General features: G+C 60.4%; 23 protein-coding genes. 12 read left to right on the forward strand and 11 right to left on the reverse strand.

Annotation, left to right across the window (positions count from 1 at the left end):
- Positions 1–50: 50 nt before the first annotated feature.
- Genes IL54_RS04615 through IL54_RS04625 form a run of 3 tightly spaced genes read right to left on the reverse strand, consistent with a single transcriptional unit; the run spans position 51 to position 6,819 of the window.
- Positions 51–3,128, reverse strand: a complete 3,078-nt coding sequence (locus IL54_RS04615) for an alpha-L-rhamnosidase (protein WP_037473577.1) — start codon at positions 3,126–3,128, stop codon at positions 51–53.
- A gap of 43 nt (positions 3,129–3,171) precedes the next feature.
- Positions 3,172–4,479, reverse strand: coding sequence for a glycoside hydrolase family 1 protein (locus IL54_RS04620; protein ID WP_237748780.1), 1,308 nt, complete (start codon positions 4,477–4,479; stop codon positions 3,172–3,174).
- Between the two features lie 12 nt (positions 4,480–4,491).
- A complete protein-coding gene (locus IL54_RS04625) occupies positions 4,492–6,819 on the reverse strand; it encodes a TonB-dependent receptor (protein WP_037473579.1) in 2,328 nt (775 codons plus the stop codon).
- 201 nt (positions 6,820–7,020) lie between these two features.
- Here IL54_RS04625 and IL54_RS04630 point away from each other — a divergent pair, with 201 nt between their 5' ends.
- Positions 7,021–7,662 carry a TetR/AcrR family transcriptional regulator gene (locus IL54_RS04630; protein ID WP_037473580.1) on the forward strand — a complete coding sequence of 214 codons (642 nt, stop codon included), beginning with the start codon at positions 7,021–7,023 and terminating at the stop codon, positions 7,660–7,662.
- A 41-nt stretch (positions 7,663–7,703) separates the two neighbouring features.
- On the opposite strand, the gene IL54_RS04635 is transcribed toward IL54_RS04630, so the two are convergent.
- Positions 7,704–8,771 (reverse strand): aromatic ring-hydroxylating dioxygenase subunit alpha, encoded by a 1,068-nt coding sequence (locus tag IL54_RS04635; protein WP_037473581.1) that lies wholly within the window; start codon positions 8,769–8,771, stop codon positions 7,704–7,706.
- Positions 8,772–8,859: 88 nt separating this feature from the next.
- Between IL54_RS04635 and IL54_RS04640 the strand changes: the two genes are divergently transcribed.
- Entirely contained in the window at positions 8,860–9,804 is a 945-nt protein-coding gene (locus IL54_RS04640) for a LysR family transcriptional regulator (protein WP_037473583.1), read from the forward strand.
- On the opposite strand, the gene IL54_RS04645 is transcribed toward IL54_RS04640, so the two are convergent.
- From IL54_RS04645 to IL54_RS04655, 3 genes are read right to left on the reverse strand one after another with little or no spacing between them, the layout of a single operon-like run.
- Positions 9,791–10,702 carry an NAD-dependent epimerase/dehydratase family protein gene (locus IL54_RS04645; RefSeq protein WP_037473585.1) on the reverse strand — a complete coding sequence of 304 codons (912 nt, stop codon included), beginning with the start codon at positions 10,700–10,702 and terminating at the stop codon, positions 9,791–9,793. The genes IL54_RS04640 and IL54_RS04645 overlap by 14 nt on opposite strands.
- Positions 10,699–11,253, reverse strand: coding sequence for a cupin domain-containing protein (locus IL54_RS04650; protein ID WP_037473586.1), 555 nt, complete (start codon positions 11,251–11,253; stop codon positions 10,699–10,701). Before IL54_RS04650 ends, IL54_RS04645 begins: the two co-directional genes overlap by 4 nt.
- 27 nt (positions 11,254–11,280) lie before the next feature.
- Positions 11,281–13,557 (reverse strand): TonB-dependent receptor, encoded by a 2,277-nt coding sequence (locus IL54_RS04655; RefSeq protein WP_037473588.1) that lies wholly within the window; start codon positions 13,555–13,557, stop codon positions 11,281–11,283.
- 123 nt (positions 13,558–13,680) lie between these two features.
- On the opposite strand from IL54_RS04655, the gene IL54_RS04660 reads away from it, so the two are divergent.
- The 6 genes from IL54_RS04660 (at position 13,681) to IL54_RS04685 (ending at position 19,639) form a co-directional block, all read left to right on the forward strand.
- A complete protein-coding gene (locus IL54_RS04660) occupies positions 13,681–14,595 on the forward strand; it encodes a LysR family transcriptional regulator (RefSeq protein ID WP_037473590.1) in 915 nt (304 codons plus the stop codon).
- A gap of 81 nt (positions 14,596–14,676) precedes the next feature.
- Positions 14,677–15,792 (forward strand): FAD-dependent oxidoreductase, encoded by a 1,116-nt coding sequence (locus IL54_RS04665; protein ID WP_037473592.1) that lies wholly within the window; start codon positions 14,677–14,679, stop codon positions 15,790–15,792.
- Positions 15,793–15,822: 30 nt separating this feature from the next.
- Positions 15,823–16,725, forward strand: a complete 903-nt coding sequence (locus IL54_RS04670; protein ID WP_037473593.1) for a VOC family protein — start codon at positions 15,823–15,825, stop codon at positions 16,723–16,725.
- A gap of 16 nt (positions 16,726–16,741) precedes the next feature.
- Positions 16,742–17,899, forward strand: coding sequence for an alpha/beta hydrolase family protein (locus IL54_RS04675; RefSeq protein WP_037473594.1), 1,158 nt, complete (start codon positions 16,742–16,744; stop codon positions 17,897–17,899).
- Complete coding sequence (locus IL54_RS04680) at positions 17,896–18,675, forward strand: cyclase family protein (protein ID WP_037473596.1); 780 nt, start codon at positions 17,896–17,898, stop codon at positions 18,673–18,675. The genes IL54_RS04675 and IL54_RS04680 overlap by 4 nt, the downstream gene beginning before the upstream one ends.
- Before the next feature lie 4 nt (positions 18,676–18,679).
- On the forward strand, positions 18,680–19,639 hold the full coding sequence (locus IL54_RS04685; protein WP_037473598.1) for a fumarylacetoacetate hydrolase family protein: 960 nt from the start codon (positions 18,680–18,682) through the stop codon (positions 19,637–19,639).
- A gap of 287 nt (positions 19,640–19,926) precedes the next feature.
- On the opposite strand, the gene IL54_RS24815 is transcribed toward IL54_RS04685, so the two are convergent.
- Both IL54_RS24815 and IL54_RS24820 read right to left on the reverse strand, forming a co-directional pair.
- Positions 19,927–20,328 carry a type II toxin-antitoxin system VapC family toxin gene (locus tag IL54_RS24815; protein WP_037473599.1) on the reverse strand — a complete coding sequence of 134 codons (402 nt, stop codon included), beginning with the start codon at positions 20,326–20,328 and terminating at the stop codon, positions 19,927–19,929.
- A 3-nt stretch (positions 20,329–20,331) separates the two neighbouring features.
- The gene (locus IL54_RS24820; protein ID WP_037473601.1) at positions 20,332–20,565 is read right to left on the reverse strand and encodes an antitoxin; all 234 of its coding nucleotides are present in this window, start codon (positions 20,563–20,565) and stop codon (positions 20,332–20,334) included.
- A 159-nt stretch (positions 20,566–20,724) separates the two neighbouring features.
- Between IL54_RS24820 and IL54_RS23950 the strand changes: the two genes are divergently transcribed.
- Both IL54_RS23950 and IL54_RS04705 read left to right on the forward strand, forming a co-directional pair.
- The gene (locus IL54_RS23950) at positions 20,725–21,204 is read left to right on the forward strand and encodes a DUF6894 family protein (protein ID WP_156106117.1); all 480 of its coding nucleotides are present in this window, start codon (positions 20,725–20,727) and stop codon (positions 21,202–21,204) included.
- A gap of 74 nt (positions 21,205–21,278) precedes the next feature.
- Positions 21,279–22,070, forward strand: a complete 792-nt coding sequence (locus tag IL54_RS04705) for a Crp/Fnr family transcriptional regulator (RefSeq protein WP_052027555.1) — start codon at positions 21,279–21,281, stop codon at positions 22,068–22,070.
- A gap of 362 nt (positions 22,071–22,432) precedes the next feature.
- Here the strand turns inward: IL54_RS04705 and IL54_RS23630 are convergent.
- Positions 22,433–23,199, reverse strand: a protein-coding gene (locus IL54_RS23630) for an IS5 family transposase (RefSeq protein WP_156106119.1) whose coding sequence is annotated in 2 segments (ribosomal slippage) — positions 22,433–22,887 and positions 22,887–23,199 — 768 coding nt in all. Because the reading frame shifts where the segments join, the coding sequence is not laid out codon by codon here.
- An 83-nt stretch (positions 23,200–23,282) separates the two neighbouring features.
- On the opposite strand from IL54_RS23630, the gene IL54_RS23955 reads away from it, so the two are divergent.
- Positions 23,283–23,525, forward strand: coding sequence for a hypothetical protein (locus tag IL54_RS23955; protein WP_076605548.1), 243 nt, complete (start codon positions 23,283–23,285; stop codon positions 23,523–23,525).
- 44 nt (positions 23,526–23,569) lie between these two features.
- A complete protein-coding gene (locus IL54_RS04720; protein WP_156106121.1) occupies positions 23,570–24,184 on the forward strand; it encodes a hypothetical protein in 615 nt (204 codons plus the stop codon).
- Positions 24,185–24,306: 122 nt separating this feature from the next.
- Here the strand turns inward: IL54_RS04720 and IL54_RS04725 are convergent.
- Positions 24,307–25,445, reverse strand: a protein-coding gene (locus tag IL54_RS04725; protein ID WP_148648459.1) for an IS3 family transposase whose coding sequence is annotated in 2 segments (ribosomal slippage) — positions 24,307–25,178 and positions 25,178–25,445 — 1,140 coding nt in all. Because the reading frame shifts where the segments join, the coding sequence is not laid out codon by codon here.
- Positions 25,446–25,500 lie beyond the last annotated feature (55 nt).

Here is a 25,500-nt window from a genome sequence, read left to right on the forward strand (position 1 = left end):
ATCAGTCGATCTGTAATTGCGTACACAGGTAATGGCTAAAACAACCACGGCTAAAATGTGAATTGGTGATGGCCTGCGCCTACGTCGCGCCGCGTACCCTGAACAATAATCTCGGCGGTCGTATTGGATGGAACGACAAGGTCCAGCGCCGCATGACCATCCCGGAAGTTCCATCGCGTCTCGATCGGCCCTCTGATACTATCGACCTTGCCGCCGAATTGCGGAATGCGCGGGTCGAAAACCGGCGCCACGCGAAATTTGGCGAAGCCGGGCTCGATCGGATCGATGCCTGCGATCCTGCGATATAGGAAGCCGCAGACCGCGCCGAGCGCATAATGATTGAACGAGTTCATCGCGACATCGCCTGTGTCACCATTCCACCGCTCCCAGATCGTGGTCGCGCCCTTACGCACCATATAGCCCCAAGAGGGAAAATCGGAGCGCAGCAATAAATCCCAGGCAAGTGTGCCTTCCCCGACATCGGCAAGCGCGTCGAGAGCTAGCGGCGTGCCAAGGAAACCGGTGGAGAGCAGGGTTCCACGGCTGCGGATATCGGCAGCCAATAATGCGCCTGCCTTGGCGCGCAGCGCGGGCGGCACAAGATCAAGGCGCAGGGCCAGGATATAGCTGCACTGGCTGCCGTTGCCGACCAGGCCATCGGACGTCACGAAGGCCGCGGCGAACGCATCGCGGATCCGACTATGTTGCGCGCGCCATCGATCGGCTTCGGACGCGCGCCCTGTCCATGCCGCCATCTGCGCCAGTTGATCGACCGACCGGGCAAGCATGGCGGTTCCGATCAGCGCTTTGGGCGTGGTTTCGTCCATCGGGAATTTGGCGTCCAGGGCCAGCCAATCGCCAAGGTCAGCACCCCTGTCCTTGCTCCATAGCCCGTCAGGGTTGGTTGCAAGGATACCGCCGACATAGGCGGTCATCGCGGCCCAGTTTTCATCGACGACGGTGCGATCGCCGCTATGGAGATAGGCGGTGTAGGGCAGCATTACCCCGGCATCGGCCCATCCAGGCGTTGCGCTGTTCGTGCCCCATCCCAGACCTTCGGGCGAAGGTGCCCAAAGCGGATAGGCGCCGTTCGGGGCTTGGGTGTCGCGCAGGATGCGGCTGTAGGAGCGGGTAAAAGCACCGACGTCCATATTGAAGCTGGCGGCGTCCCAGAAAATCTGGGCGTCGCCGGTCCATCCCAGCCGTTCGTCCCGCTGGGGGCAGTCGGTGGGCACGCCCATGAAGTTGGAACGCTGGTTCCAGAGCGTGTTCAACCATAATTTCTGCACATTGGGATCGCTGATTTGGAAGCTGCCTGTCTCCGGGATCGCGCTGGACAACTGGATGCCCGCGATCATGGCCGACGTCAGCGTGGCGACGCCCTCCACTTCGGCATAGCGAAAGCCCTGATAGCTGAAGACGGGCTCCAACGTCTCCGGCTTGCCCGTGCCCTGTAGCCGATAATGATCCTCGGCGCGCGCCGCGCGCAGGTTGCGGCGGTCCAGTTCGCCCGTGTCGGACACTATCTCGGCGTGGCGGACGATGACGTGCTGGCCAGCGGCACCCTTCACCTGCAACCGGACGCGGCCAGCGAAATTCTGGCCAAAATCGATGATATGACGAGTGTTACCCACTCTGCGGATCGTGACAGGGGCCAGGGTTCGAACAGCGCGCACCGGTTCGGCGAGGGCGGCGGCACAGGGGGCGGTCGGCGATGGCGCCCGCCAAGCGCGGTCCCACTGGCCGTCATCGAAGCCCAGCTTGTCCCATCCGCTTTGCGCCAGGCGAAGATCCTGATCCTCACCCGCATAGATTTCCGACATCTGGACCGGTGCTTCGGCGTGCCGCCATGTCGTGTCAGTCGTGACATGGTCGATCCGCCCGTCCTGCCGGGTGATTTCCAGCATCGCCCGAAAACGGCGGGGCGCCGCGCCAAAGGGATAGCGGCCGTTGGGAGCCTGATAGCTAGCGAAGTAGCCGTCACCGACCATCGCGGCGATGACATTCGCACCGTCCCGAACCAACCGGGTGACATCATAGGTGCGGTAGGGAATGCGCGCGGCGTAATTGCCTGGTTCGCATTGGAGTTCGTCGTCGTTGATGCGACCGCCGTTGAGCCACAGGCGATAGCCGCCCAGCGCCGCAACATAGAGCCGCGCGCGCACGACCGCGCCCTGGCTGTCGAAGGCGCGACGCAGCAGGCGGGCGGGCGTCGGTGGCCATGGGAAGATGGGCTGTCGGTCGAGAGCGACGGCGGTCGACCAGGGTTCCCTGTCGCCCAGCCGCGTCTCCCAACCCTGGGTGATCCGATGTGCCGAACCAGTCGAATCGACCAGACGGATCTGTGCAGCCAGCGATACGGATGGTTTGACGAAAAAACCGGGCGTGGGTGCGACATCAACGGTGAGGACATGCTCGCCAGCACCGATCTCCAAGGGCAAACGATAGGCGGGCGCTCCGCCGAACGCATTGGGATCACGTTCCGGCAAGGTGAGCGGCTGCCCGTCCAGCGTCAGCCGCGACATCACTCCGTCGCCGACGATGGTCAACAGCGCGGTCTGCGCCCCGCTTTGAAAGGGGAGACGGAATGACCGTGCTTGTGTAGGGGAAGGCGCGGTACCGCCGACCCATGTGGCACCTGCAAGGCGATCATCCCGCTCGGTTGCGCCCTCCACGGCCAGCCAGTCGCCGTACCAGTCATCCTGGTCAAGCAGCCCCATTTCCCAAAAAGCAGGATGGCTCTGCATTGATTTGCCTGTCTGGTCCCAGATCTGCACCTGCCAATGACAGGTCTGACCCGACCGAAGCGGCTGCCCCGCATAGAGGATTCCGGTGCATGCCGCGCTTTCGATACGCCCGCTGTCCCACAAATCGCCGCGCCCCCGCGTCAACTCCGCCAAGCTGGAGGACACGAGGATGCGATACGCGGCCTGCATCGTGCCGGTTTTGGCCTTGATCCGCCAGGACAAAGCCGGTTGCCGATCATCGATCCCGATCGGCATTTCGCGCATGGCGGTGCGCAGCCCTACCACCATCGGATTCGCGCGCGACGCCGCCGTCGCGCCCTGAGCGCTCAATCCGACGATCGCGCCGGTAGCAAGGAAGGATCGGCGGTCGAGATTGGGCATCGGGCTATCCTAGGTAATGGAGACGAGGCGATAGGGGCGCACGTCAGATGCTGTTGTCGCGGGCGTACCGGCCTAAATGCAAGGCACTGGGCTTCATCGTGCGCCGAAAGGTCGTGCGATCGACAGCGACCAAGCCGAATTGGGCAGTGTAGGCGCGGTTCCATTCGAAATTGTCGAGCAACGACCAGTGAATATAGCCGCGGACATCGACGCCATCCTGGATGGCTCGGCCAAGACCGGCCAACGCCCCGTCGATATAGGCGATCCTGCGACTATCGTCAGCCGTCGCGACGCCGTTCTCGGTCACGATCACGGGTCGGCCAGTGGCCTTGGCTGTCCAGCGGACCGCTGCTTCAAGCGCTTGCGGATAAAATTCCATTTCGGTCTGGGTCAGTTCCACACCGGCGGGCGGCGGCAGGTCTGCATCCTTGCCGACCAAAGCCCGGCCGTAGGTCTGGACCCCGACAAAATCATCCTTCGCCACGGCCGCGAACCAGGGCGCGTAAACCTGTGCGATCTTGTGCTTGAGACCTTCGGGGTCAGGGCCAGCCTGTTCGTCGGCCACGGCGAGGCTAAGGCCGAGTTGCAGGTCGGGCCGCACCGACTTGATCGCCTCCACTGCTCGGCGGTGCGCGTCGGCCTGAATCGGTCCCGCGCGCGCGGCATCGAAGATGGGTGTGGACGAGAAGCGGTTGCTACCGACCGCCTTCGCGGCGGCGGCGTTGGCCTGTGCAAAATAGGGCATGGTGGCGCGGAAGCCCGGCTGCCAGGAAAGTTGCGCCGCCAGATTGGGTTCGTTGAACGTCAGGCCATGACTATAGTTGGCCCCAAGCGCCTTTGCGGCCCGCTCGCAAAAGCGCAGGAAATGATCGACATTGGCAGCTTCTTCCCAGCCGCCCTTCGCCGCGAACCAGCGCGGGACGGTGAAGTGGGAATAGGTGACCATGGGCTGGAGACCCATTTCAGCGCATCCGTCAATCATGGCCCGGTAGTGATCAAGCGCAGCCCGTGAATATTCGCCCGCTTCCGGTTCGATCCGCGACCATTCAATCCCGAAACGATAGCAGTTCAAGCCCATTTGCTTGACGAGCGTCATATCCTCGCGCCAGCGGTGATAGCTGTCACAGGCATCGCCGGAGGGGGCGGCAAAATTGTTGGGCTGGAGATGCTCCATTACCCAGCTGTCGCTGTTGACGTTGCCGCCCTCCACCTGATGCCCGGCGGTCGCTGCGCCCCACAGGAAGTCGGGGCCGAGCTTGCGTCTGGCGGCAAGAGCGGGTCCAGCAAGCGTCGCGGCAAGGCTGCCCGCCGCAATTTGCATCATTGAGCGGCGCGAAATGTTGGAATGCATTAGGTGCCTCCTTTAGAAGCGGAACTGGATGTTTGCGCCGACCGTCCGGACGGAATCGAACCCGAATTGCTGGTTATAGGATGCAATCCCCTGAATGGCGTCTCCTGCGTCCAATCCAATGAAATTGGGGTTATATTCGTTCGTGCAGTTCTTGCAGAAGATGGACAACCGCATGCCGTTGTCCAGGCGCACGCCCGCGCTGGCCCCGATCAGGTCGAGCGTCGGCACTGTGGCACCGGGCGCACCATTGATCAGATAGTTGATCGCAGTGCGATGATACCAGTTACCCTCTATGAAGGGATGGATGAAGCCGTCCGTCTGCACTTCATATATGGCTTGCAGCGACGATGTGAATTTCGGTGCCGTCGGCGTGCGGCGACCGGCGGCGTTGAAGGAGCCGGTTGTTGCGCAGCTAGGAGTGGCCTGGCCAGGATAGCATTCCGCGCCCGCGAAATCGTCGAACTTGGAGCTGAGAAAGGTCGCCGAGCCATTGAGCGACAGGCCCCGGAACGGATTGGCGTTGACGGTCAACTCGACGCCCTTGCTGGTTACGGACGCCGCATTCTGGATGATGAAGCTCTGCAGCTGCGTGTCGAGCGACTGTGTCTGATACTGGTCGAACTTGGTGTGGAAGGCAGAGGCATTGACGATCAGCCGGCGATTGAACCAGCTGGTCTTGAAGCCGATTTCCGCCGTGTTCGATTTTTCCGGCTGCACCACCAGCGGCGCGTTCGGGGTCGCGCCGGTATCGTTGAAGCCCGGCCCTTTATAGCCGCGACCGTATGAGCCATAGATCATGGCGTCCCGTGTCACCTGATATTGGCCACCGACACGCCAGCTGAAATCGGTGTTGCTGTATGATTCGACGATAGCACCCGGCACGCCCAGGGTGACGAAATATGCGCCGCGATTCTGGTCCAGGTCGATGCCGATCTCGTCGCGGGTGACTCGTCCGCCGGCAAAAATTTTGAACTGATCGGTCACGGCGAAGGTCAGCTGGCCGAAGGCGGCATAGCTGTCAGTCGTCATGCGATAGCTGTTGTCGCGGCCAAGGAAATAATCGTTGCTGGTCGAACAGGTCGGAGGAAATGCCCCAGGTACGGCGGTAGCACCGACGCAGAAGGGAAAAGTCGGCAGTAGGAAATCGGGCAGATAATTATTGCCGGCAATCTGGCTTCGCTGTTCGATCGTCGAATGGAAATAATAGAGCCCAGCCTGGCCGCTCAGGCGGTTTTCGGCAGGCAAGGCGATACGCAACTCGTTTGAGAATTGGTCATAATCGGCATGGGAAGAATTGATGTTGGCACCGTTGCTGTTGGTGAAATCGGTGTCGAGTTGAGCATCAAAATTATAGAATTTCCAGGCGAAGATATTGCTGACGACGATACCGTTATCGGCCGTATAGGCAAGCGAGGCCTGGGCACCACCAAGTTTCAGATCACGCCAATATCCACCGTCTCCTGCGACGGAGAAGTTCCGGTCGCCTGGAACGATGCCAGAGGCAGCGAGTGGATCGGCATTGATGCTACCTGCGCCCAGCTGGCGATAGCTTCGGTCGTAAATGCCCGCAACACCATGCGATTCCGCATATTCGCCGATGACGTACAGTTCGAGGGCGGGCGTGATCTCTTGTAGATATTTGACTCGGGCGCCGTACTGCTTGCGATCAAGGTCATTGCGCACGCCGCCTGTCCCAACGAAATGGGTGCCCGGCTCTTCGATTGAATATGTGCCGTTGATCCGCAGCGCGCCGCTCTGGCCTACCGGGACATTGACTGTCTGGCGGGCGATCGCTGACCAGGACTGTTCGTCGCTGCCGGGCGTATCCCGATTATTGAGTTCCAGATTAGTTTCGCTCTCGAACTTGCCGATCTTGGGTCGTGTTGACACGACATTGAGCAGGCCAGCCGAGGCATTCTTACCGAACAGCAATCCCTGCGGGCCATTGAGAACTTCAACCCGTTCGACATCGTTGAAAAGGCCTTGTGCCAGAAACGGACGGCCCAGATTGACGTCGTCCAGCGCGGTTGCGACGCTCGAATCGATCGTGGTCGCGAACGCCTGCGTACCCACGCCGCGGATTGCAAAGCTGTTATCGTTGCCGACCTGAAGGCTGGGCGCTGCGAGGGCGACCTGGGTGAGATCATTGAGGTTGAGCGACTTGAGCGCGTCACCGCCCAATGCGGTCACGCTGACAGGAACATCCTGCAGCCGTTCAACGCGGCGCTGCGCCGTCACGACGATTTCAGCGACGCCTTCGCTGGGCTGTTCAGTCTGGGCGTAGACGTTCGGAGCCATCGAAGCCAGGCTCGCGCCCACGAACAACATTGTCTTGCGCATATATATCCTCCCCTATCGGTCATGCAGTTGGCCTGCGCTTGCGTCATGCTTTGATGTGATACATACAAACAGTCAACGCTGTTTGTATGTATGGTTATCGATCGATTTTAGTTATGGATGACGTGCTTGCACACTGCAGCGCGACATTGCAGATCGTTGCAAGCCAGTCCTAGTCGCCAGCCTTAGTGAAAGTGCAATCATATGTCCGATCAGAGGGGTTCCAGGCCCCGTCGAACGCAGGAAGAGAGGACGGCACAGACGCGGCTGGCGCTCATTGAAGCAGCGATCGCCGTGATCGGCGAGTGCGGATATGCCGGTGCCAGCACCGCGCTGATCGCGAAGAAAGCAGGCGTTAGCCGTGGCGCGATGGTGCATCATTTTGCAACCCGCGCCGCACTGATGGCCGAGGTGGTGCGGCATGTTTTCGATGACGAGATGGCTACCTATGAAGAGATCCGGCTGCGAACCGGGATCGGCAATCAGCTCTACGACTGGCCCAAGCTCCTTTGGACGGTTCTTAGCCGCCTGTCGGGAATGGCCGTACTTGAAATCCTTCAAGCGACCCGCAGTGATCAAGAACTGGCGGCGCTCGTGGTCCCGATGCAGGAGGCCGTCGAGCAATCTGCTCTCAAGGCGATACGCAGTGCCTTTGGCGGAGATGAGAAACTCGCGCTTTCCGTGATGCGACTGATGGTCTGGTCTGTCCGCGGCCTTTCGATCGCAGAACGCTATCTTCCCCACCGCGCCGAAACGCAGGATGCCGTCGAACTGCTAGGCCAATTGCTTCGTCAGGCTGCGCCTGACGGGACGATCGGACCCTTGCAGTCTTTGATGGACGAATGAGATCGGGTAGCCGACAGCGCGCCTTCTCACCGTCCATCGCGTCAAGCAACAGACATCTCTTCGCCCGCTTGTGCGCGGAATAACCGCTGGATGAACTGGCGCGTCTGCCGCCCGCCAACGTCGCTTGCGATGTCCAGCATCGGGCGGTCAGGTTCGCGCGCGATTCGCTTCTGCTGCATTTCTAGGACCAACTGATCTTCCTTGAACGTGCGCGCTGTTTGCTCGAACACTAAGTCGGGAATATCGCCCTCGACAATGTTGGTCGACATCGACCAGAAATAATGGGTGCTACTTTCGGTTTCCGGGGTGATGCCGTGGAAACCCAGCATCGACAGGCCATGTGATCGATCACCGTCATAGGCGCCCGTGCCTTCGTCGCAGGCGCCGGTGTGGATGCGGATGAACATCGGATGGAATTCGATTTCCTGCCAGCGATCGACCAGCCCGGCAAAGCCGGCCGCCGCGACGTAAGTCGGCGGCGGGACCGAGGATGGCATCCGCCGTTCGACGCGGACGCCGTCTGCCAGCCGGGTCGCCTGCGTCGGCGTCCTGAAATGCAATTCGGGATCGCCGCCGATCGTCAGCGGATGGATATAGGGCAGGTGTGACAGGTCCATCAGATTATCGACCAGCAGTTGCCAATTGCCCTGCACGTCATAATGAGCGCTGCGCCAGGCCCAGCCCGGATCATTATGCCAGGGATGATCGGGAATGGCGGCAGGATCGGCCTTCGCCGCGTCGCCCATCCAGATCCACAACAAGGCGTCTTTTTCGACAAGTGGATAGCGGCGGATACGTGCGGTGGCCGGAATCTTGTCTTGCGCTGGAATGCGGACACAGGCGCCGTCGGCGGCGAATTCAAGGCCATGATAGGTGCAACGGATATTGTCCCCGACGACCATCCCCTCGCTCAGCGGCATGGCGCGGTGGCAGCAGCGATCCTCCAGCGCGGCGACCGCCCCGGCTTCGGTGCGGAACAGCACCAGCGGCTGATCCATGATCGTGCGGGCTGTGCGCGTGCCAGGCGTCAGTTCATGGCCCCACCCCGCGACATACCAGATGTCGGTAAGGAAAGAGGACTCGCCGGCGGATGCGGGCTGCTGGGTCAATGCGCTCTCCTGTCTTGTCTCACACATGGCTTAGCGCGTTTCGAACTAATTTATGTAACTAGTTATGCTGATATGGTAGATCAGCGATATGGATTACCGTAGACTGGACCTGAACCTATTGGTGGTGCTCGACATCCTGCTAGAGGAGCGCGGAGTGCATGCCACCGCACGGCGGCTGAACATGAGCCAGCCCAATGTTAGTTTTGCGCTCGGCAAGCTGCGCCAGTTTTTCAGTGATGCATTGCTGGTGCGCATCGGCAACGCCATGCAGCCCACGCCCCTGGGCGATCGGCTGCGCGAACCGGTTCGACGGATATTGGAGACGGTCGACGCAGAATTGATGGGCTTGCCGGTCTTCGATCCGCCCCGTTCGGAACGTTGCTTTGCGATCAGCACTTCGGACATCGGCGAACTGGTTTTCCTGCCGACCCTGCTGGAGGTGCTGAAGCATCGCGCGCCGGGCGCCACATTGCGCTGCCATTCCATGCCGCCCCAGGAACTGGAAAGGGCGATGGCGGACGGCGTGGTCGATATCGCGCTCGGCTATTTCCCGGACCTTCAGGGCAGCAGCTTCCTGTGTCAGACCCTGTTCGATCATCCCTTCAGCTGCATTGTGCGGCGCGATCACCCGACCATCGGCGACAGCCTGTCGCTCGACCAGTTTCTGGGCCTGGGTCATATCCTGGTGTCGCAAAAGGGGCGCAGCCAGGAATTGGTCGAAATGCGGATGCAGCAACTGGGCCTGTCGCGCCGCATCCAGTTGCAGTCGCCCCATTTCATGAGCGTGCCGCTGCTGGTCGCCGGGTCCGACCTCATCTCCACCGTGCCCCATGCGGTTGCGGCCATCCTGGCCACCATGGCGCCGCTCAAGCTGTTGCCGCCGCCGTTCGAAACACCTCTCATCAGTCTTCAGCAATTCTGGCATAGACGGGTCGACGGCGATCCGGCGATCGTCTGGTTTCGCACGCTGATCGCCGAACTGTTTCTGGGCCGCGACCCGTCCATGCCGGTAAACTGCTCTATGGCGGGCTGATTGCTGCCATCACGGATGCAATTAATGCGTCGAGGCTCTCGTCCGCGCGGAAGCCGGCCGAGAGCGCCGCGGGCGTCGCCAGAGGCGGCAGAGAGCCGAACAGTCGCTCGATGTGAGGATCGGGCGCATGATGGACGAGAGAGCGATCGGAAAAGAGGCACCCCACCAGTTCTCCGATCGAAACGCGCAAGGCCGGGCACGTCAGGCTGCGCCCGTCATTGATATCGCAACCGAGGGCATGGACCAGATTCCAAGCCGCCTTTCGTGCCGATAGCAGCCAAATCGTGGCTTCGACTGATATGGGCAGCACTATGGGACGTTGGTCCCTGGCGGCATGGAACAGATCGCTCATGAATGCAGATACGAGCCCGCTGGGTGCAGCGGGGCGGGCGACGATGCCGGGTAAGCGCAGGCTGATCCCGCGCACGCGGCCTCGCCGCGTAAACTGGACCAGCGCGCTCTCGATCATTTGCTTGTGGGCGCCATAGAGTGTGGTGGGGGCGGGAAGAGTTCCGTCATCGACATCAGCTGCTGGCGTTCCGAACACGGCGATTGAGCTGGCATAGACGAAGCGGCAGCTATGCGTCGCCCGGTCGAGATGCTCCAGCATGGCGAGCGGCGCATCGACATTAACGCAGCGGGCGAGGGCGGGATTCTGCTCCGTACCGCCACCTGGGATGGCGGCGAGATGAAGGATGGCATCGACCCCTTCAAGCAGCGAGCCCAACTCGCCGGTTGCGGCCAGATCAAAAGGCATCGCCTCAAATCCGCTGCCGTGCGGGATCGGCGGTGCGGTCCTGTCGGTAAGCCACACGGCGCTAAACCCGCCCAGCTGCACCAGCAGGTGCACGACCTCACGCCCAACGAATCCGGCCGCTCCGGTTACCAGCAACGTCATGCCAGATCGTCGCTGAATACACCGTCGATCAGGATGAACACGATCCGGCAGGACGCGCCTGACCGATTGATCCAGCCATGATTTGTCCCGCGCTGGATAATGATATCGCCTGCGCACGCGACGGTTTCTCCAACGTCCATCATTAAGGTGATCTCGCCCGACAGCACGATCCCATAGTCGATCGAGCGGGTGCGATGGAAACTCGCGTGCCGATTTGACGTTTTGCCGACATGGGCGTCGCTGCCGCCGATCGCGTCGAACACGGCGTCGAAATCCGCCCCGGCCTGCTCGGGCGGAATATCAAGCAGGCGAATACGCGTCCCGCCTACTGGAGGCGCCAGCATGAGGCGATCCTCCGGCGGTTCGGCATCCTCCAGGTCGAGGACGGCTGGCGTTTGCCGGGTATTCCAAACTTCGTAAAAGACCAGCCCTTCTTCGCCCAGATTATCAAAGACCCGCGCTGGTGCCGCATCACTGGTGACGCGCGACCGTAGCTTCTCATCATGGCCGGTCACGATCCGGCGAAATGGGGAACCGGGCTCCGTACCCATGCTATTCTCCCGCTGCGCGATGGCCGATCAAAATCGGAAGCCAGCGCGGATGCCGTAGGTGCGGGGCGGGCGTAGCTGGTTATAGATGACACCGGGCTTCGCGGGGCTTTGCAGCGAGTTGGCGAACACCAGTTCATTTTCGATGTTGTTGACGAAGCCGGTGAGCGAAAAATTGCCCGATGGCGTCTCGTAGGACAGGCGCGCGTTCGACATCATATAGCTGCCCTGTCGGCCCAGATCGAGAAAATCGAGCGAGAGATAGCGCGATGTTTCGATCCGTGTGTCCATAGCGGCTATGATCCGGCCATGATCGCCCAGCTGGAATCCATGTTCATAGCCGAGGTTAAACACCCATTTGGGCGCGTTGACCAGCGGACGGCCTGAGCAGTTGACGTTGAATATACGCGCCGCCGGCGATGCGCCGGTCAGGGTAGTTGGCGTGACCGCGCAGCCGATAACGGGCGCAATGCCCGTGGTCGAATAGGCCTGATAGATCAGTTCGTCATATTTGGTGTGGAGATACTGGATGTTGGCGGAGAATTGGGCGTTGGCGGACGGCTGGAACAGCGCTTCCAGTTCGAGGCCGTAAATGGTCGATTTTCCGGCATTCTCCGTGGTGAAGACCGGGCCGAAGATCGGGCCGCCTGGGGTGCTGGCGACCTGAACGGGACCAAGATGCGAAATCTGCTGGTCCTTATATTTCCAGTAAAAGGCTTCGGCGTTGACCTGCACCTTGTTGTCGAAGAAGCGGTTCTTCGACCCGACCGTATAGGCCATCATATTTTCCGGCGCAGAGTAGTTACGACCTGTCGCGGCAAACAGTGCGCCCGATTTGAAGCCCGTCGCGGCCGAAGCGTAAAGCAGCGAACGTGGACCGACGTCGAATTCTACGCCTACTTTCCAGGTCAACTTGTTGAAATCAACGTTCGTGCGCGGATTGCTGAGGATGTCCAGGATGATCGGTGTGAAATTGCCCTGAGCCGGATTGACGAAGCCGACGAAGGGCAGCGTGTGCGCCTCGGTAGCCTGACGCTTGGTGTCGGTGGTGTAGCGCAAGCCGCCGGTCACGCGGAATTGATCCGAGAAGGACAGCGTGGCCTGGCCGAACGCTGCAAGGCTTTCGGTATCCAGCTGTGAATTGAGACGGGTGCCGTTACTAGCCTGGTCGAAAAACTGCCGGGCGCTGACATCTTCGGCGAAGTAATAGCCGCCCACCACCCATTCCACTGGTCCGGATCGACTGGCGAGCCGGGTTTCCAGCGACATCTGGCTCGACTTTTCCTGAATGTCGATCAGAAAGCTCGACGCATAGGAACGGAAATCAAGGTCCGTCTTGCGGTAGGCGGGCACCACCGTCAGCGTCGCGAAACCCAGATCGGCATTGACCGTCAGCGCCGCGCCGAAGAAGCTATTGTCCTGATAGCCATCGTCGCTGGCGATCGCCTGCGGCACCGGGCGCGTGGGAGAGCGGGCGACATAGGCCGCAATGACGCGCGGATCGCTCGGCCCCAGACGCGTCTTGCCGTCGAGCAAGGGCATGATGGTGCCGCCCGATCCCATGCCGCCGACATGGGCATAATCGACCGACAGGGTGGCATCCAGGCCGGTGCCGGTTTCCCCGCGCAATTGGGCACGCACGGCTTGCGTATCTTCATCGTCATAGCCGTCGCTATAATAGCCGTCGCGCTGCACATATTGGCCTGCGACCCGGAAGGCGACCCTGTCGCCCAACGGCAGATTGAGCGCTGCTGATCCCTTCAGCGCATCGTAATTGCCATATTCCGCGTTGATATAGCCGCTCGTCTCACCAAGCTTGGGCTTGGCGGTGATGACGTTGACGGCGCCGCCGGTGGCGTTGCGGCCGTACAGCGTGCCTTGCGGTCCTTTAAGCACCTCGACCCGTTCGAGATCGTAGAAAAGACCGGCCGGCGCGGCCGGGCGGGAGAGATACACGCCGTCGAGGTTGAAGGCGACGCCCTGTTCGGCAAAAGCGTTGGCGCCGAAGGTGCCGACGCCGCGCAGATAGATTTGCGTGAAGGATGCCGCAGGTGCGACCTGCAACGCAGGCACGACGCGCGTCAGGTCATTGGCCTGGGTGATACTCTGCTGGACCAGCGTGTCGCCGGTCACGGCGCTGACGGCGATGGCGGCATTCTGGAGATTTTCGCTGCGGCGCTGCGCCGTGACGATGATGTCCGCGATGCCGCCCCCATTCGCCTGATCATTGCCCGCTCCTGCCTCGGCGTGAACGGGTAAGATCGGCGTTAAAAAAGCGGTGGCGGTCGCTAGCAGGGCTGCCTTCATGGTCGTCTCCTCTCCAAATGCGCGCGCCTGATCCGGCGCGTCTGTCAGGAAAGCCTAGACAGGAAGGGCGCATAGGTTAAATCGTTTGATCTTATCGGTATCCAATCATAGAATGGATGGATTATGCGTTTTCGCGGTCTCGACCTCAATCTACTCGCCGTGTTTCAAGGGCTGATGCAAACCCACTCGGTGTCGGAAACAGCGCGTCAGATGCATCTGAGCCAGCCCGCCATGAGCGCTGCCTTGTCGCGGTTGCGGGATTATTTCGGTGATCCTCTGCTCGTCAGTCATGGCAAGCGCATGTATCCCACCGCCTTTGCCGAGAGCCTCTCGCCCCTCGTGCGTGAATGTCTTGGCGGGATTGAAACGCTGCTGGCGACATCGGCATCATTCAATCCGCAATCGTCTCAACGGCTCTTCAAGGTCATCGCATCTGACTATGTTGTCGCCGCCGTCATCGCCCCGTTGCTGGCGCGCCTTGCGGTCGAAGCCCCGACCGTCACGGTCCAGCTCATGTCGCCAGGCGAACAAAGCACATCGCTGATCGCGGCGGGCAAGGCTGATCTGATGATCAGCCCGCGTGAATTCCTGTCACAGGATCATCCGAGCGAACTGCTGTTTGAAGAGCAGCATGTGGTGGCGGGATGGAGGGGCAATGATCTGCTGTCCACGCCACTGGACGAGAAGCGCTTTCTGGCCGCTGGCCATGTCGCCATCGCGATCGGCGCGCTATCCAATGCGGCTTTCGCAGATCGACAGCTGACCCTCATGGGTAAGCATCGGCGTATCGAGGTGTCTGCATCGTCCTTTACAACCGTCCCCTGGCTGCTGGTCGGAACGCAGCGGCTTGCCATTATGCATGAACGACTGGCGCTTGCGGCGGCCCGGATGTTTCCGATCGTCTATCAGCCCTTGCCATTCCCCTTCCCGGTGATGGAAGAACTGGTGCAGTTTCATCAGACACGCGCAGCAGATGAAGGCCTGCGCTGGTTACGGTCTCAATTACGCGCTGCCGCCATCCATAAAAATCACGGATAAATAATCATCCAAACAATCGAATTTTGATATTTTTTTTCGACGCTAGACTTGCCTCCACGGGATAAGAGTGGAGAGCGAAGTTTGGACGCGCAGCGGATTCTGGTCATCGGTGGCGGCATTGGCGGACTGACCGCAGCGATCGCACTTCGCGCGAAAGGGCATGACGTTCATGTCATCGAACGCGACCCCGACTGGTCGGTCTATGGCGTTGGCATCATACAACAGTCGAACGTCGTCCGGGCCATGAGCGACTTGGGCCTGCTCGACGATTATCTTTCGGCAGGCGTCGGCTTCGACGCGGTGGAGATATTCCTGCCCGACGGGACGATGATCGCGCGGGTGCCTTCGCCCCGGCTGGTGGAGGGGAAGCCCGCCAATGTCGGAATCGGTCGTCGCGCGCTGCACAAGGTGCTGGGCGACCGCACGCAGGCGAGCGGCGCAACTGTCCAACTCGGTGTAACAACGGCGTCGATCGATGATGATGGCGCTGGCGTCGACGTCGCTTTTTCCGATGGCGGTTCGGGTCGCTACGATCTGGTCATCGGCGCCGACGGCGTCTATTCGCAGACCCGATCTGCCCTTTTTCCCGATGCACCCGGACCACAGTTTACCGGCCAGGCCGTGTGGCGCTATAATTTCGCGCGGCCTGAGGGGCTGGACGCGCTTCAGGTCTATAATGGGCGAACCGGGGTGGGGCTGGTGCCAATCTCCAGCGCCCTGATGTATATGTATGTGACCACCCCGGAGCCGGACAATCCGCGCTATCCACGGGAAGGTCTGGCCGCGACCATGCGCGGCAAACTGGCGGAGACAGCGCCTGCCATCCGCGCGCTTGCCGAGCAGATCGTGGATGATGAAGGCGTGGTCTATCGACCGCTGGACGGGCTGCTGGTCGATGGCCCCTGGCACAAGGGCCGGGTCGCCCTGCTGGGCGACGCCATACACGCGACGACGCCGCATATGGGACAGGGCGCAGGCATGGCGATCGAGGACAGTCTGGTCCTGGCCGACGAATTGTCGCGCCACGACGATCTGGATACAGCCTTCACCGCCTATCGCGACCGGCGTTTCGATCGCTGTGCCTATATCGTGCGCGAAAGCCTGGCCATCTGCCACGGCCAGATCGGCCGGGGTCCGCCGGTCGACAATGCCAAGGCCACCCACGCCATGTTCGCGATCGTCGCCCAGCCAATCTGAGGCGCGCCCTTTTCCCAGGAGTTATCTACCATGAGCCGTGTCACTGAAATTCGTTATGTCGGCTATGCCGTTCCCGACCTGGAGGCCGAACGCGCCTTCTATGCCGAACAGTGGAAGCTGGTCGAGGCGGGCGAGAAGGACGGCATGACCTATTTCGCCGCTGACGGCGGCGAAGAGGGCTATGTCGTCCGCCTGCGCGCCGCAGCGGACAAGCGCATCGACGTGATCGCGCTGGCGGCCGACAGCCGGGCCGATGTGGATGCGCTGCACGACAAGGTGGCGGCATCGGGCGCGCGCATCATCTTCACGCCGAAGGATTTGGATACGCTGGGCGGCGGCTATGGCTTTCGCTTCTTCTCGCCCGACGGCCTGCCGTTCGAGATTTCCAGCGACGTCGCCGTCCGCACGCCCCGCTTGCTCAGCCGCTGGGAGGGCGTTCCGCAGAAGATCAGCCATATCGTGCTCCATTCGCCCGATCACAAGGCGATGGCGCAGTGGTTCTGCGACGTGCTGGGGTTCAAGATCAGCGACTGGCTGGGCGATTTCATGGGCTTCCTGCGCTGCAATGCGGCGCACCACCGCATGGCGATCCTGCCTGGACCGCCCTGCCTCAATCATGTCGCCTATGACATGTTGAGCGTCGATGACATGATGGTGGGCATCAACCGCCTGCGCCAGAAGGGCACCGACATCCGCTGGGGTCCGGGCCGGCACACGGCGGGCAACAACACCTTCAGCTATTTCACCACGCCCGCGGGCTTTGCGGTCGAATATACGTCGGAACTGGAGGAGGTGGACTTCGAAAACCATGAGGCCAAGGTCCATGTGCCTGGCCCCAAGACGATGGACCAGTGGGGCATTGGCGTCGGTGGCCCGCAGACCATGCCGCACCCGGAGGCCGATACAGGCCTGTTCCAAGCCGTAGAAGCGTGAAGGGGCAAGCATAACCATGGCCCTGTTCGAATATTTCCCCAACTATATCTGGAACCTGTCGGTTTCGATCGCGATGGAGTCGGGCGCGCAGCTTGGCGAGATCATCGACATGTGCCAGCCGATCCGCGACGCGGCGGCCAGCGGCGCGGACGCGGGCACGCCGCAATTCATGGCGCAGTGGGCGGCGATGGGCGACAAGCTGATCGGGCTGGCGCAGGAGGATGAAGCGCGCGGCCGGGCCTTTTCGGCCTCCGACAAGCTGGAGCGGGCCGCCCTCTATCTTATCACCGCCGAACGGATGCAAGGCCATGGCCATCCGGGGCGCAAGGACACCTATGCCAAGGCGCTGGCCGCGTTCGAAACATCGACGAAGCTGGGTAGCCTCAATCGCGAGCGGGTGGATATCCCGCTGACAAACGGCACCATGCCCGCCCTCTACACCCGCGCGCCTGGTGAAGGCCGCAAGCCTGTCGTCGTCTATTGCAACGGTCTCGATAGCTGCAAGGAGCTGCTATACTGGTCGCGCTTGCCCGAAGCACTCGCGCGGCGTGGTATCTCGACCCTGTGCGTCGATCAGCCCGGCAGCGGGGAAGCGCTGCGTTTGCAGGAATTGCCCGTCGATCCGCACAGCGAAAGCTGGGCCAGCAAGGCGGTGGACTGGCTGGAAACGCAGGATGATGTCGATCCCGCCCGCATCGGCATGACCGGCATTTCGCTGGGTGGCCATTTCGCGCCGCGGGCCGTGGCCTATGAACCGCGCTTTGCCAGCGGCGCGGTATGGGGCGCCAATCATAATTGGGCGGAGGTGCAGCAGAAACGCCTCAACCGCGAAGGCGAAAATCCGGTGCCGCATTATTGGGCGCATGTCATGTGGGCGTTCGGCGCCAGCGACATGGAGGATTTCCACGCGAAGAGTGCGGACATGAACCTCAACGGCCATATGGACCGCATTACCGTGCCGTTCCTGGTGACGCACGGCGCCAAGGATCGGCAGATCAGCCTGTCCTATGCCGACGATCTCTACGACCAGCTCGTCAACAGCCCGCGCCGCGAGAAGGTAATCTTCACTGATCGCGAAGGCGGTGTCGAGCATGTCGGCGCCGACAATATGGCCTATGGTCGCGACGTCATTGCCGACTGGTTCGCCGAAACGCTGGGAGGCCGGACCGCATGAGCCGCCGTTTCATTGATCTGTCGATCACGCTCGACAATGATGTGGTGTCCGATCCACCCTTCCTACGTCCCAAGATCACCTATCAGACGCATGGCGAGACGGTGGGCGAACTCCAGCATTTCTTCCCCGGCGTCACCGCAGACCAGACGCCCGACGGCGCGGGCTTTGCGGCTGCGGAATGGGTGACGCTGACGACGCATAACGGCACGCATCTTGACGCGCCCTATCATTATCATCCCACCATGGACAATGGCGAACGGGCGATCACCATCGACGAGGTGCCGCTGGACTGGTGCTTCCGTCCGGGCGTCAAGCTCGACTTCCGACACTTCGCTGATGGCTATGTGGTTACGGCGGCCGATGTCGAGGCCGAATTGGCCCGCATCGGCCACGACCTCCAGCCGCTTGATATCGTCCTGGTAAACACAGCGGCGGGCAAGGCGCTGGGGCGGCCCGACTTCGTCGATGTCGGTTGCGGCATGGGCTATGACGCGACCATGTATCTCACCAGCCGCGGCGTGCGCGTCACCGGCACCGATGCCTGGAGTTGGGACGCGCCGTTCAGCTATACGGCGCAAAAGGTGAAAGAAACCGGCGACACGTCGCTGATCTGGGAAGGGCATAAGGCGGGCCGCGACATCGGCTACTGTCATCTCGAAAAGCTGCATAATCTCGAAGCACTGCCCGGCAACGGCTTTATCGTCAGCTGCTTCCCCCACAAGATAAAAGGCGCTTCGGCGGGCTGGACCCGCGCCGTCGCGATCATCGAGGACTAGGCTGATGCGTCTTGCTACCCTGTCCAACGGCACCCCTGACGGCGCACTGGTCGTCGTTTCGCGCGACGCGCAACGTTTCCTGCCCTCCAACGGCACGTTGCAACAGGCAGTCGAGCGCTGGACCGAGACCGAACCGGTCTTGCGCGCGTTTGACCGGCGGCTGGCGCGGGGCGAAGGCGAGCCGCTGGACCATGATTCCCTGCTCGCGCCGCTGCCGCGCGCTTGGCAGTGGCTCGACGGTTCTGCCTTTCCCCAGCATGGTGTTTTGATGCAGAAGGCGTTCGACCTGCCGCCGATCGAGACCAATCGTCCGCTGATGTATCAGGGGCTTTCCGACCGTTTCCTGCCTGGTCATGCCGATGTCGCCCTTCCCAGCGAGGCGGATGGCATCGATTTCGAGGGGGAATTCGGCGTCATCACGGACGCCGTTCCGATGGGCATCGCGGCGAGCGACGCGCTGGCCCATGTGAAGCTAATCCTGCTCATAAACGATTGGTCCCTGCGTGCCATCGCGCCCGTCGAAATGAGGACCGGGTTCGGCTGGATCCAGGCCAAGCCGGCCTGCTCCGTGGCGCCCTATGCCGTCACACCCGACGAGCTGGGTGATGCATGGGCGGAGGGTCGGGTACATCTGCCGCTCAAGGTGACGTTGAACGGCGAATGGTTCGGCCATCCCCACGGTCGAGAGATGCAGTTCGGTTTTCATGATCTGATCGCCCATGCCGCGCGCACCCGTCATTTGGTCGCGGGCACGATCATCGGATCGGGTACTGTGTCAAATGCAGATTATCAAACCGTCGGATCGTCCTGCCTTTCGGAGAGGCGGGCCATCGAGGCGATCGAAATCGGATCCGCAGTGACCCCATTCATGCATTTTGGCGACCATATTCATATGGAGGTCGCGGGCACGCACTTCGGACCGATCAGCCAAAAAATCGTGCCCCCGTCCTTGCAACCCGGTTAGCAGCAACATCGCCCACCTACCTGGTGCAACGTTGTACGCCTGACAGCTCTTGATCAGTTGACGGCAGTGGGGGCGTCAATATTGCAGTGCGAGCGCTTCCTTGGCTGGCTACTCTTCAGGCGTTGCTACCATCTTGTTTCGACGCCGATCGGTGAGATGTCCCAGTTTCGTTCTTAAACGCGGCCAACTTCGTCTAATGCCGCAATGCAGACCGAGGACGAAGTCGCAATCCATGCCTTAAACGGACCGAAAAAATTTTCGCTGATGCAGTTAAATTGCTGGCAATATCATGATGAACGTAACCAGTTTGCGATGGTCAGTCCGGTAACCCGCTGAAATTCTCTCACGTTGTCCGTCACCAGCGTGACTCCGAGACTTAGAGCATGTGCGGCAATCAGCATATCGTTGCCGCCAATAGGTTGGCCACGCTTTTCCAGGTCTGTGCGCAACCGCCCGTACTCCATGTCGGCATCGTCGCCCAGCGGTAGCACCGGCACGAGGGAGAGCACCGCCTCAAGCTGCCGGGTTAAGCGGTCGGATCCACGGCGCTCTGCGCCATAACGCAACTCGCTGGCGACAATGATGCTTGTCGCAATCTCTGCTTCTCCGACAACCGCGATGCGATTTGCAATTACGCCTTGAGGGTGCCGAATTAGGTCTGATAGGATGTTCGTATCGAGCAGGAACATAGGTCAAAGAACTACAGGTTCAGGTACGTCATCGTTGATCGAGCCAAAATCGTCCTCGATTGGCGAAAGCGTCGCCAACAAGCCGAGCAACGACGTTCGGGGGGCGGGTTCAATGATAATGCGCGAACCTTCTTTGCGCATTATAGCGTCATCACCCGGAAGTTCGAATTCGCGGGGAATGCGGACGGCCTGACTACGGCCGTTCTTGAACAGTTTCACGTGACGTTCGACACCCATAGCAGCTCCTTGGCCTATGCCCTAGCATATGCCAAACACTTTGGCGACCCAATAACGGCTCGACCACTGGTGAGGATGTGGATCGGCGTCGCAGGGGATTTCTGCCTTGGTGCGGTACAACTATCTGAAAAGACACCGAGAAGGGGATATCGGCGGGTCATGATCGGCGCTTATCAGGACCCCAGCTTCGGATGTTTTCTCATTGAAATACAGTGGTATGGAAGTAATTTTAGGGGGTTCCGCTTCGGCGCCGATCCACAAACTTGGCTATTGCCAACCTTCAGGACCTCATCATCTCTCAGGCGGCAAGCGTTGATCCACGTTATCCAAATTTGTCTCTTGTCTGCCGGAACGGGTGACAAATTCAGGTATTATCGAGGCATGCCACGCTATCATCTCAATCTGTTCAACAGCGCCGACACCTATGATGAGGACGGTCGTGACTTCGAGGATCTGGCCGCCGCGAAAGAAGAAGCGATACGAAGCTCCCGCGATCTGATGGCCGAACATGTCAAAGCCGGTGAACCCATCGATCTTGGTCATCGTATTGAGGTAGCAGATGATGAGGGGAAGGTTTTGGCCACCATCGATTTCCGGGAGCTAATCACCATAACCGACAGCAAGGCGGCTGCGGCCTAGCGACAAACCCGAGCCCTGGATCTCGAGTAGAGACCAGAATTGGCATATTGAGAGTCAACAGAGGGCTAAAGGGCGTGCAAGACGAGCAGGACGGGCAAGTCAGCGGACTTAAACATTTATCAGACCTTGGTCTTTTCGTTCAACGCCTGTTGGCGCGGTCACGTCTTACCGAAGAAGAACAGCACGCTATTATGGCGCTGCCGACCCACGAGATTGAGGTGGGTGCCAGACAGGATTTTGTGTCGCTCGGCGAAGAGACGGATTATTGTTGTTATATCGCGTCTGGCCTTGTCGCGCGGGTTGGTCAGGTAAAAAATGGGTCGCGGCAAACTACCGCACTTCATATACCAGGCGACATGGCAGATCTTCATTCGGCGGTTCGACCTATAGGGATCGGCGGTCTGACCGCTTTGACAGACACGTTGATCCTGCGCGTGCCTCACGCCGCCGTTCGGACGTTAGGTAGAGATTTTCCAGCCATTGCAGAAGCATTCTGGAGGGACTGCATATTGGATGGTGCCATTCTTATGCAGTGGGCGGTCAATCTCGGCAGAAAAGACGCGCGATCAAGGCTCGCTCACATTCTGTGCGAGCTGGCGATCCGATACGGTGGCGGACGTGGATATCCGCTTTTGGAATTTGATCTGCCGATGGTCCAGGAGCAGCTGGGCGATGCAGCCGCTCTGACGTCTGTCCATGTAAACCGGAGTCTTAAAACCCTGCGACAGGAACGCCTGGTTACGGTTAGGGGCGGTATCGTCCAGATTCATGACTGGGAACGTCTCATGCAGGCGGGTGAGTTCGACCCCACCTACCTTGTCGCCGACACCTTCCCTGACAGACAGAAACGTCTTGTATTTCAGTAGCCCGCTATCGGCTCTTCGTCATTGATTGGAAGCGGAAGCTGTGGGCAACTTTCGAAGCGAGGTGGCCCATCTTGATAGCGAGATTGGCTATGCCCATGCGCCGATGACTGCGCTCGGTGAAGCGTTCGGGACAAAGCGACGATCACGTAATCAGGCGGGAGTCGAGCCGCTCTCACCTTTCAGCGATTAAATTTCGTTATCGGTCAGCACACCGTCGGTTATTGGGTGCCTCCGGACGATCTCTGACCTTTAACCTGCAGGTCTATCAGCAATAGGACTTTCGCCGAAATCAGGTGATACGGATCGCCTAAATAGCTTTCTGTACCGGTTGAGCCTCGCCTTCTCTTGCGTTAGCTTCATCACTAGGCCGTAGACTCATAAGCACGGAGCCAGAGGCGCATTGAAGCGAGTTGCACCATGGCGAGGAAGTTGTCGGCGAGTTTATCATAGCGGGTTGCGACGCGACGGAAGTGCTTCAGCTTCGAGAAGAACCGTTCGATCAGGTTGCGCTCGCGGTAGAGGCGCTTGCTGAAGCAGGGTTTCCATTTTCGATTGGATTTGGCCGGAATATTAGGCGTAGCTCCTTGCTCTTCGATCAGTGCGCGAATGCGGTCGGCATCGTAGGCTTTATCAGCGAGCACGATGGTGCGCGGCCCGAGATGGTCGAGCAGCGTGTCCGCGACCTGCCCGTCATGCGCCTGTCCCGCCGTTAGGCCAAGCCGGATCGGGAGCCCTTGCGCATCGACGACCGCGTGGATTTTGGTCGTAAGCCCGCCTCGGGAGCGACCGAGGCAATGATCTCGATCCCCCTTTTTGCCGTCGCGGCCTGCTGGTGGGCCCGAACAGAGGTGCTGTCGATCATCTGGATGTCGCCGTCGTGCGCAGCGGTGATGGCATTCATCATCCGGTCCCAGACGCCAGCCTTTCGCCATCGCACGAAGCGGTTATAGCAGGTGGTGCGCGGCCCATAGCGCTCGGGAAGATCGCGCCACGGAGCACCGGATCGCAGCACCCAGAAAATGCCGTTCAGGACGCGTCGGTCGTCAACACGCGGAACGCCTCTGGGCTTGTTGGGCAGCAGCGGCTCGATCACGCGCCACTCAAAATCGGTTAGGTCATATCGGCTCATGCCGCCGCTGAATCACAAGTCGAAGCGAGACAAAACCCATTATGTGCTATCCGGCGTGTATCCAGGTCAAAGGCAGTGTTGAAATGAGCGAGTGGCGAGATGTTCACGTTGGCTTTGAGGGCGACGGTGTGAAAATCAGCGGCATTGCAGTCTGGCAGCAAAATTGGCGACGCACTGGGGAAGAAGCCATTCAACTCCCTCATCCAAGCTACCAGCATCAGCGCCATCGGTTCGATATTTACGAGGTCGGGCCTACAGATAGCCCAATCCGCTTCGCGGCTGGCGAACTCTCCAACGGTGTATGGGGCTTCTACATCCCAGCCTGAATCGCGTTTATGGGTTCACGACCTAGATGGCGTGGAGGTCACAGATGGCAACTTTGGCTGAACCGCTACCTGGATATGGGCGGGATGACCGGTTCTTTTTAAATATGGCGATCGCGATGGCTTTGACCATCGTTGCGGGCTTTTCCCTTCAGGCGGCGACAGGTCGCTCGACGTTTGGCGCGCCGCCGCTTGTCCACCTTCACGCCTTCATCTTCTTTGGTTGGGTGGTGCTGTTCGTTTCCCAAAGCTTCCTAGTCTCACGGGGTTCGATCGCTCTTCACCGGCGGCTCGGTTGGGTAGGCGCTGGGTGGGCCAGCGCCATGGTTCTCGTCGGCATATATACGACCATAGAAATGACGCGAAATGCCGCCACGCCGTTCTTCTTCCTTCCCGCATATTTTCTTGTCATGAACATCCTGTCGATCCTCTGCTTTGGCGGATTGGTCGTCGTGGCGATATCGATGCGCAAGCGGATCGAATGGCACCGGCGTTTGATGTTTTGCGGCATGGCCATCCTGACCGGACCAGCCTTTGGTCGCCTTTTGCCGATGCCGCTGCTTGTCCCATATGCAGAATGGGGCGTTTTCGCCGCAGTGATGCTGTGGCCGTTGATTGCGATCGTTGCGGATCGTCGCCGCCGAGAGAGGTGGCCGGGTTGATTTGAACAGGGATCTGCAACGGTTAAGTGGATCGTCTGCCGGTTTCATCGAACTGCCGATATGGGGCGTCATGTCGGGAGGGCGTAGCCGACCAGAGTGACGCCCCATATCGGCGGCCAAATTCAAGCTGCCATCAACATGGGCAGGTTGTCAAAATAGGTCTGGTCCGGCGTCTTGGCAGCAAGGCTCGAATGCGGCCTCCTACTATTGTAGAAGCTCAGATACCGACCGATCGATGATCGGGCTTCGCTGACCCCGCCGTAGGCGTGCAGATAAACCTCTTCGTATTTCACCGAGCGCCACAGGCGCTCGACCATCACATTGTCGCGCCATGCGCCCCGACCGTCCATGCTGATGGCGATTTCTTCGCGGAGCAACACGCTGGTGAAGGCCATGCTCGTAAATTGGCTGCCCTGATCGGTGTTCAAGATCTCCGGTTTGCCGAAGCGCGCCAGAGCTTCCTCCAGTGCCTCGACACAGAAGTCGGCTTCCATCGTGATCGACACCCGCCAGGCCAGGACCTTGCGGCTGAACCAGTCGACGATAGCCACGAGATAGACGAACCCCTTCGCCATCGGAATGTAACTGATGTCGGTCGCCCATACCTGATTGGGCCGTACGATCGCCAGCTTGCGCAGCAAATAGGGATATACCTTGTGCCCCGGCGTCGGCTTTGAAGTGTTCGGGCGGCGGTAAATCGCCTCGATCGCCATCTTCTTCATCAGCGTAGCTACATGCTGGCGGCCGATCTTCATGCCTTCCTGCCGCAGTAGATCGCGCAGCATGCGACTGCCTGCGAACGGAAATTCCAGGTGCAACTCGTCGATGCGCCGCATGATCGCCAGATCAGCCTCCGAAACCGGTCTGGGCAGGTAATAGACGCTGCCCCGGCTGATCCCCAGTTCCCGCGCCTGCCGCGCCAACGGCAAACTGTGCGAACGATCGATCATCGCTTTGCGCTCGGCAACAGACCGGCCTTCCCGAGCGCGCCGGCCAAAAAATCGTTCGCCAGCGTCAACTCGCCGATCTTGGCGTGCAGCGTCTTCACGTCAATCGCCGGCTCGGCCGTTGCCGACGCATTGTCCGAATCAAATACCCCGGCCGCGCCCTCCAGCAACTGGCTACGCCACGTCGTGATCTGGTTTGGGTGCACGTCAAACTGCTGCGCCAACTCGGCCAGCGTCTTCTCCCCCTTCACGGCAGCCAATGCTACCTTCGCCTTGAAAGCCGGGCTGTGATTCCGGCGTGGTCGTTTGCTCATTTCTACTCCTGTCACGCGGCCATCCTGGCCGCCGTCAGGCAGAAAATCCACTCAT

It is taken from the genome of Sphingobium sp. ba1, from assembly GCF_000743655.1.
Classification (GTDB): Bacteria; Pseudomonadota; Alphaproteobacteria; order Sphingomonadales; family Sphingomonadaceae; genus Sphingobium.